General features: G+C 73.2%; 1 protein-coding gene and 1 pseudogene. Both read right to left on the bottom strand.

Going from position 1 to position 2,188, the window contains the following annotated elements; all coding sequences use genetic code 11:
* Positions 1-831: pseudogene (locus ACFU99_RS41415) on the bottom strand (CbxX/CfqX); the annotation flags it as partial.
* A gap of 465 nt (positions 832-1,296) precedes the next feature.
* Positions 1,297-1,917 carry a uridine kinase gene (locus ACFU99_RS41410; protein ID WP_384403305.1) on the bottom strand — a complete coding sequence of 207 codons (621 nt, stop codon included), beginning with the start codon at positions 1,915-1,917 and terminating at the stop codon, positions 1,297-1,299.
* Between the last annotated feature and the right edge of the window lie 271 nt (positions 1,918-2,188).

Here is a 2,188-nt window from a genome sequence, read left to right as displayed (position 1 = left end):
GTCGGCGGCCTGGCCGAGCCCCGCCAGCGATATGGCCGCGAGGTCCGACTCGACGGACCCGTCGAGGCCGTCCCCGTCGGCGATGGCGGCGAGCCGGGCGGCGGTGTCCATGAACGCCGTGTCGACGCGGTGCACGGCGCGGTAGAGGGGGAGGGCCGCGGCGCTGCGGCCGGTGCCCTCGTGCGCGCGGGCCAGCCAGTAGCGCAGCTCCTTGCGCTGCGGCTGCTCGCTGCGGCAGCGCATCAGGGCGGCGGCGAGCAGCGGCTCGGCCTGCCCGTACATCTCCAGCCGGACCCGTGCCATGCCGCCGAACAGCCCGGCCTCTATGCCCAGCACCGGGTCGTCGAGGAGCGGTTCGGTATGGCGTACGAGCTGGTCCCAGTCCTTGACCAGATAGGCGCGGCACGCGTGCAGGAACCGCACCTGGGCGTCGGCCTCGACGGGCGGGCAGCCGGCCAGCGCCCGGTCCAGCTCGGGGACGTGGCGGCCGTCCAGCCAGTGCGAGGCGTGCGCGAGGAGCAGGTCGCGGCCGCTCTCCAGCACCGGCTGCACCCACCAGCCGAGCCAGTACCAGGAATTGAGGGAGCGTCGGTGGCGGGCGCGCTGCTCGCCGAAGCGGTCGCGGTGGCGGTGCATGCGCAGCAGCGCGGTGGTGGTGTCGGCGCGCAGCGCGTGCAGGCCGAGCCAGGCGTCGGCCATCGCCGGATCGATGCGGACCGCGACCCGGAACTCCTCCTCGGCCTGCGCGTACGCGCCCATGGTGTAGGCGTCGACGGCGCGCAGCCAGGCGAGTTCGGCCGGGGCGTGTGAGCCCTGCGTGCCGAATTCCATCACGTCCCCCACAAACCGTGCCCCCGTGGCGTGCCGCCGGGCGAGTGCCTGGCCGCGCTTTCTGACCGTTGTGCCGTGGACGGGAGTTGACCATTGCGTCGGCGCCCTCGTGCGGCGACCCGCCGAGTGCGCCGTTTGGCATCGTACCTGCGGAGTTGCCGTCGACCGAAGGGTGCCGCACGGCTGTTCGCGGTGCGAAGGGGAATACCGGCGGTGGTGACCGAGGGTAAGGGCTGATATGCGCAAAGGCCGCAAATGGCCGCGCGAGGACAGAACGAAGCCCCCGATCACGGGGGAACAACCGGGGGCTTCGCGTCTGCCGGCGGCCCTCGCGGGCCGCACATTGGAAACGTAAGTCCTGTACGGCCCCCAGGTCAAGCGGAGTTGAAGCACTCGGCAAGGATCGCTCGGCGGTGGGAAGCGGACCGGCCGCACCCGGTCACGGAGCGTGAGGGCAAGGGCAGTTCAGCGAGGTCCGGCGGGCCCCGGCAGTACCTCATACCCCTGATCCCGCGAGAACACCAGGAGTTCGGCATGCGGACGGGAGGGGTCCGCGGCGAAATGCGCCCGTTCCGCGCGCATCCAGCCGTCCCAGAATCCGGCGAGCCCGGGGCCGTCGCGGCGCCGGCCCCGCGCCCAGGAATCGCCTTGCGGCAGCTCCATCCACAGCAGGCACGACAGATACGGCCGCAGCGCCCGCCGCCCGGCCCCCACGCCCTCCACGAGCACGACCGGCTCGGGGGCGGCCTCCTTCACCTCGGCGAACCGCCGCCGCACCCAGTCGTACGCGCCGTACCGCGCGGCCTCGCCGCGCCCCAGCGGCCCGAGCACCTGCTCGCTCAGCCGGCCGGTCCAGCCGAACAGCTCCTCGTGCGTCGCGAGGTCGTCCAGATGCAGCACCGGCGCGCCGCCGAGCGCCTCGGCCAGCCGCCCCGCGAACGTGGTCTTGCCGGAGCCCGCGTGCCCGTCCACGGCGACCAGCCGCACCGGGCCGAGGGACGGCGGCAGCGCCCCGAGCCGCCGGGCGAGGGCGTCGAGCGGGGCGGGGGCGCCGGTGTCGGTGTCGGCGTCGATGGGATCTTTCACCTGGTCACCCTATGGTCCGCGGGTGATCCGCCCGCGGGCCGCCGATGATCCGCCCGCGGCCCGCTGCTCGGCGGATCGGATGGCACCGGCAGTGGTATTTACCAATATTCATGGCGCGCCACACGGGGAATCACTGGTCCAGGACGTCCGAAACGGGCGATAGTTGTGCCGCGTTCATGCAGCTCCCGCCCATCCGCAGACGATCTCCGCAGACGACTGGGGGACACCCGCCATGACCAGCAGACCCACTCCCCGCCGCACCGTGCTCACC

This window comes from Streptomyces sp. NPDC057654 (assembly GCF_042800135.1).
Taxonomy (GTDB): domain Bacteria; phylum Actinomycetota; class Actinomycetes; order Streptomycetales; family Streptomycetaceae; genus Streptomyces.
Note: the sequence above shows the minus strand (reverse complement) of the source record. Positions and strands in the feature narration are given on the sequence as shown.